Genomic DNA, 6,321 nt, shown 5'->3' on the forward strand with positions numbered 1-6,321 from the left:
TCCGGGAGGCGCGAGGTTGCTTATCGACCCGTTACCGCCGTTGATTACATTACAAGTCAACGACCATTTGTTGAGTGGAAGCGGTCGTCGGCCGCAATGCGGCCTTCAGTTGGTCGGCGCAGTGCAAGTCAATTCGGCTGTTGGCCCAGCACGACGGCGTAACCGTCGTGCATCAGTTCGGCGGCACGCGCATCGCGCGCCTTCTCGGACATGAAGCAGATGGTCGCGCTGCCATAGTGGGCCGGGCACTTGAGAGTCCATAGGATTCGCATGAAGGTGATCTGGTAAGGATTGGAGGAGCAGTGGACGCATCAGATTTCCGGTGCCTCGACTTATGATGTACATCGAACAATGCGGATGCATTTCGGTAGCAAGCTATTCCAAAGGTGGTGCGGAATCCATAGGACATTGGTATCGGTGTCTACTACGCCTATTCCAATGAAGACGGCGCGCCCTACGACCTGTCCGCGGAACGCGGCTATGTCGAACTGGCGCGTCCGCTCGAACAGCGGGAGATGAAGCTGGCCTACGTGCCGGCGCGCGACGAGGACCCCGATCTCTACGAGGCGTGGCGCGATCGGCAGGGCTGTTAGCCGTCGCTGGGCCGACGGCCATGAACAGGATGTACGTGCAGACGTCAGTTGCGTTGCGCTAAGCGGACTGTCGCATTGCGCTTTCTCTCGACTGCACAAGACCGTTGCGTTCGAGCCAGTGCGTACTCCGTGTTTCGGATCGCGTTTTCTAGTCAGACACGACGGAAACCAAAGTGAACAAGTTCGAGCTTCCGCGGGTAGCATCGCCTAGGTAACTCAAGTCGAACATCGGCAGTTGGCCGATGGGGTGCGTCCGGAATCCCCCGCTGGTAGTGTGGCCGCCGCCACAGCGCGGGCAAGCGATCTAGTACAAAAAGCCGCCGCGAGTCTTGTGACCCGCGGCGTTCTTTTTGCAATCTTCAGTGCAATCTATACGACTATGATTGATAGTCGAGAATCAATCAGTAATCCCACTGCACCGGCACGAATCGGAAGCCTTCACCGGTCTTTGCAACGTGACCGATGGACGGGAACGCGACATGCGTTGCGGCCAGCAGCGCGCCGGTTTCAGCGGCTTCGTTGAGCAGCGCGATACGCACGTCTACAGCCACTTCAGGATCGTGCTCGAAGCCATTTTGCCATTCGGGCTTGTCGAAGCCGACTTCGAAAATCGCGTCGCCTACGAACGTCAGCTTCTCGCCCTTCGATGCGACGTCCACGACGCAGTGCCCCGGCGTGTGCCCACCCGTCACGCGCGCCGACACGCCCGCGGCGACTTCCACGGTCTGATCGAACTGCACGATGTTTTCGTTGTAGAGTTCCGCGAACTTTGCAGCCGCCTTGCGGAGCGCGGGAGGAACCGTTTCCGGCATCACCGTCTTGCTGAAGTCCGGATTTTTCCAGAACTCCACTTCCGCGGCCGCCACGTGAATGCGCACGTCCGGGCGTAGCTTGGCCTTGACGCCATCAACGTTCAGCCCGCCGACGTGATCCATGTGCATATGCGTGATCACGATATCGGTGATTGCAGCCAGGTCGATACCAGCCGATTCCAGGCGCATCACCGACCGACCGGCGCGCGTGAAGTATTCGAAACCGTCGCCCACGCCCGAGTCGATCAGGATCAGGCGTTCGCCGCTGCGCACGAGTGCGATATTCAGCGCCCAGTCGAACATGTCACGTTGCAGGAAACGGCCATCGAACCATTCGTTCCGGTCCGCTTGGCTCACGTTGGTGGACATGGTGGAGGTCGGCAGCGGCAGAATGCCGTCGCTGATCAGCACGACGTCAACGTCACCCACGCGCACGGCGTAGCGGGAAGGCACGAGTTCGCCAGAACCTTCTTTGCCAAGGTTGGCGGTAACCGGCTGCACATTGCGGGTTGTTTCGCTCATCTTCAGTAGTCCTGTCAGTTAAGTGGGTAAGCCGCATTGGCGGCGGTGCGCGGTCCGCTTCGTTGTGCGGACATCCTCCCCGATCGTCGCAACGGCTTGTGCGACTATCGTCGGAACTGATTGTAGGAAGGGGGGGCGAACGCCAGTAGCATCGCGAAAGCCCTCAGTATGTTGTCTGAACGGCAACAATCGACGACGGGCAGGCAATGAGAGGCAACGCGGTACCTTGAGCCGGCGCGCGAACTCGTGATGCACTGGCGGGCATCGAAAGCGACCTCGCCGAGGGCGGAGTCCCTTTCGGCGTAGGCGTCCTTGCCTGGCCGCAACGCAATGCAGCCCAGGCAGGTGCCTGTTTAGCGGCGGTAGACGGTGACGAATTCCGATCGACCTAGAAGCTGTCGGTCACCGTCTCGAGCACCAATGTCTACTTCTGCGCTCTGAACTTCTAATCGGTACGTGGCAGAGCATCACGACTGCGAAACAGCCGGCTTGCTCAAGTTGCTGCAGGGTAGTGCTATGGCGGACGAGCGCGGATTTGATCCAGAGAGTTGCCCCAGCTCTGGCTCGCATGGTAGATCCTTCGGACGGAGGCTCGAAGCTTGGCTGTGTTGTTGGCATGGATCGGATTCCTCGCACGGGAGATTCGATAGTATGAGCGGCGAATACCAACGCACCCGCTCAGATCTAATGTCTGTGGAGGTGGCCCTGCGTGGGGAGGGTGCCATGATGGTCGCGCGTGGACGGCGGCTGCCACATTCCGCCTCAAGCAAAAAGAAGCCCGCCACATGGGATGAGGCGGGCCGGTAGCAGTCGTAGCATTGCAACCGAGGACGTTCGATTGCGATGCGCAGGCTCAGGTTAGGGGCGAAGCCGGCGGACGCGCATCGTCCGTATGCATGAGCTCATGAAGGTTGACAGCAGGGCGACAGTCCGTGGTAGAGGCCGCCTAGCGCCACGCTCGGGTGTAGAGGAGATAGGTCGGACACCGGGAGCCGGGTCCATGTCGACGGTTACGGTTTCGCTTTCCGCTGCGTCTGCGTACCGGCTTGGGCCAGCAAAAATTGCTATCGGCTCGATCGCACAGCACTACAGCGCTGTTCGGCGGAGCCATTCGAAAAGCCCCGGATTGTGAGCGACGGCTCAACTGTGATACAAGATTCCTGCACGTCTGGCGCAAGCCGGCGGCATCAAATTCATCTCGTTTTTTTGGAACATTCAGAACATGGCAACAGGTACCGTGAAGTGGTTTAACGATGCGAAGGGTTTCGGTTTTATCTCGCCGGACGATGGCGGTGAAGACCTGTTCGCGCACTTCTCCGAGGTTCAGGGAAGTGGCTTCAAATCACTTCAAGAAGGCCAAAAGGTCAGCTTCGAAGTGAAGCAGGGCCCCAAGGGGAAGCAGGCAGGTAGCATCAAGCCGCTGTAAGGTTTACCACGCTGCGAAAGCATCCTGTCAGGGGCAACGATCAGGCTGCGTGATCGTTGCCGGCTTGGCGCAGGGTGTCGAGAAGGGGGCGCCAGTGTCTTTCTCAACGCTCCAGAAAGAGCCGTAGCTTGTCAGCGCGACTGGGATGCTTGAGCTTGCGCATCGCCTTGGCCTCAATCTGACGGATTCGCTCACGGGTCACGTCGAACTGTTTGCCGACCTCTTCAAGCGTGTGCTCAGAGGTTGTATCGAGCCCAAATCGCATCCGAAGGACCTTGGCTTCGCGAGGCGATAGCTCGTTGAGTGCCAAATCGATTTCGGCGCGCAGGTTTGCCTGGATAGCGGCTTCAGCCGGGGAACTCGCAGAGACGTCCTCAATCATGTCGCCGAGCGTAGCGTCGGCGTCGTCGCCCACAGGGGTCTCAAGCGAGACAGGCTGCTTCGCGATCTTGAGGATATCTCGCACTTTCTGCTCGGACATCTCCATGCGTTCGGCGAGGAGGGCGGGATGGACTTCCTGGCCCGTCTGTTGCAGGAATTCGCGCGAAATCCGGTTCAGCTTGTTGATCGTCTCGATCATGTGCACCGGCACGCGAATGGTCCGTGCCTGATCGGCAAGCGCACGCGTGACTGCCTGCCGGACCCACCAAGTGGCGTACGTCGAAAACTTCCATCCGCGCCGGTATTCGAACTTGTCCACCGCCTTCATCAGGCCGATGTTGCCTTCCTGGATCAGATCCAGAAACTGCATGCCGCGGTTCACGTATTTCTTGGCAATTGAAATGACGAGACGGAGATTCGCTTCGATCATCTCTCGCTTGGCCTGACGCATTTTCAACTCGGCAGAACTCATCTGGCGGTTGATCTGCTTGAGCTGCTGGAGCGGCAGCAAGACCCTGGCCTCGATGTCGATGAGCTTCTGCTGGCAGGCCTGAATGGCTGGCAGATGTCGCTCGAGCGCCGCGCCAAAACGCTGCGAAGTCGCAGCCACGTGGCGGGTCCATTCAAGGTCGGTCTCGTGGCCCGGGAACGAATCGACAAATGCCTCGCGTGGCATGCCGCAACGTTCGACGGCGATCTCAAGGATGCTACGCTCGACTGTACGAATCTCGGTAACCTGTTCGTGCACTCTGGCACAGAGGCGGTCGATCGTTTTGGCCGTAAAGCGGATCGGCGCCAGTTCGCACTGGATCTCCGAGCGTACTTGCGCCACGGTTGCAGAACGGGCTTTCCCAGTGACGGCTGTGTCCGGCATCTGCTCGAACAGGGCACGCACGCGCGCGAATATCGCAAGACTGTCGATTGTCAGTCGTTCGAGACGGACCGCATTCGCTTTGTCCGGATCCCCGGCGTCCGTTTCAACGTCTTCATCGTCTGTGTCGTTATCGGAGGTGTCCGCCTCCACTGGACCGTCATCGGACTCCAGCGTCACTTCGCTTTCGTCCGCGTCGTCGCGGATGCCGTCGACCAGTTCGTCGATACGCAGTTCGCCAGCGACGATGCGGTCCACATCGGCAAGAATCATTGACACGACCGACGGACACATTGCGATCGCATGAATCATGTCTTGCAGGCCGCCTTCGATGCGTTTTGCGATCTCGATTTCGCCGGCGCGGGTCAGCAATTCATTTGCCCCCATTTCACGCATGTACAGCCGGACCGGGTCAGTCGTGCGGCCGAATTCGGAATCGACAGTCGACAGTGCGGCTTCCGCTTCCTCATCAGCCTGATCGTCGGATGCCGCGCCAGGCGCGGCGCCGCTTAACAGGAGCGTCTCCGCGTCCGGCGCCTGCTCGTACACGGCCACTCCCATGTCGCTGAACGTGCTGACGATCGTCTCCATCGCAGCAGTTTGCGTAAAGTTGTCGAGCAGGTGATCGTTGATGTCTGCGTGGGTGAGATAGCCGCGCTCGCGACCAAGCGCGATCAGCGCTCGCATCTGGCGTTGACGCTCCTCGTCCCGCTGCGTAGACACGATGTCCAGCGGTATTGCGACCGCCTGGGTCTTTCCTGTCGACCTGCGGCGGCTGGTCTTGGAGGTGATCTTGATCACGCGGGATGCTGAGTCGTCGCGAACCGGATTTGCCAATGTATTCTCCTGGCCAGGTTGGCCGACGATCGTCGCGGACATGACTGCTGGTCACGCCTGCGGGGTGCGAACGAAATCGTGGAATGACACACGGACTGTCGAGGCCGGAATGCCTCCCGCGGGATCCGGTGTGCGCAAAATGAGGGTCGTAAATGATACTGGACCTCGTTGTGCGGCGCAACATGAAATGGCTGGAGGGTGGATAAGTGATTGATACGGCATGTTTGCAACAATTCAAGCGGATATTCCTGCCGCCCACAACTAACCGGCGGTGACGTCGAAGTCAGAGGGACGGAACTGGCTGTAGTCGACCCTGAACTTCCATTCGACTCAGTGTGTCCTCAGCGGCCGCTTTCAAACTAGAACGGCCCCCTGTGGTGGCCGTAGGCGAGGCCATATGCCAGCACCGGGTATTGACACTCCGCTATTGCTAAGCGAGCACCGCGCGCAGTACGCGGCACTGCTACGATTGACTGATCTGCTGCGCGACGTTGGCGTCGCCTGGCCATCCGGTATCGATTGAGTAGACGAGACACCGAAATCGCGTAGACAGGTCATCTCAAATTTGCAATCAACCTATCCCGAAACGTTTCGCAAGGCGCTTGAGAGTGGTAATCGCATATGTCTGTGTAGCTCCATGGCTGCCGAATCCGATGACCTGCCGGAAACGGTGACGAAAGAGGTCCAGACTTTTGCTGATGTGAATGTTGCGTGGCTGAGCAAGGTGCTATCCGCCGCGGCCGTTGTCAGCTCCGAGGATAGCGAACGGCGTGCCCGCGCCATCTACGCCGCCGTTGCTGGCGCTCAGCTCATTGCCAGGAGTCGCTCGGATATTTCTCTCTATGACGCGTTGATTGAAAGTTATCGCGTTGCTGGTCT

General features: G+C 59.2%; 4 protein-coding genes and 2 pseudogenes. 3 read left to right on the forward strand and 3 right to left on the reverse strand.

Annotated elements, in window-relative coordinates; translation table 11 throughout:
- Positions 1-128 precede the first annotated feature (128 nt).
- Positions 129-272, reverse strand: coding sequence for a hypothetical protein (locus AC1DOX_RS28915; protein ID WP_441623826.1), 144 nt, complete (start codon positions 270-272; stop codon positions 129-131).
- A 147-nt stretch (positions 273-419) separates the two neighbouring features.
- Here AC1DOX_RS28915 and AC1DOX_RS28920 point away from each other — a divergent pair.
- A pseudogene (locus AC1DOX_RS28920) lies at positions 420-593 on the forward strand (nucleoside deaminase); the annotation flags it as partial.
- Between the two features lie 401 nt (positions 594-994).
- On the opposite strand, the gene AC1DOX_RS28925 reads toward AC1DOX_RS28920, so the two are convergent.
- Positions 995-1,927, reverse strand: a complete 933-nt coding sequence (locus AC1DOX_RS28925; protein WP_441623828.1) for an MBL fold metallo-hydrolase — start codon at positions 1,925-1,927, stop codon at positions 995-997.
- A 1,222-nt stretch (positions 1,928-3,149) separates the two neighbouring features.
- Between AC1DOX_RS28925 and AC1DOX_RS28930 the strand changes: the two genes are divergently transcribed.
- Positions 3,150-3,353, forward strand: coding sequence for a cold-shock protein (locus tag AC1DOX_RS28930; RefSeq protein WP_092143737.1), 204 nt, complete (start codon positions 3,150-3,152; stop codon positions 3,351-3,353).
- Positions 3,354-3,456: 103 nt separating this feature from the next.
- Here the strand turns inward: AC1DOX_RS28930 and rpoD are convergent, their stop codons facing one another.
- Complete coding sequence (gene rpoD, locus AC1DOX_RS28935) at positions 3,457-5,484, reverse strand: RNA polymerase sigma factor RpoD (RefSeq protein WP_441623830.1); 2,028 nt, start codon at positions 5,482-5,484, stop codon at positions 3,457-3,459.
- A 535-nt stretch (positions 5,485-6,019) separates the two neighbouring features.
- On the opposite strand from rpoD, the pseudogene AC1DOX_RS28940 reads away from it, so the two are divergent.
- Positions 6,020-6,321, forward strand: a pseudogene (locus tag AC1DOX_RS28940) (TetR/AcrR family transcriptional regulator); the annotation flags it as partial.

The sequence above is a fragment of the Cupriavidus sp. 01L415 genome (genome assembly GCF_056400065.1).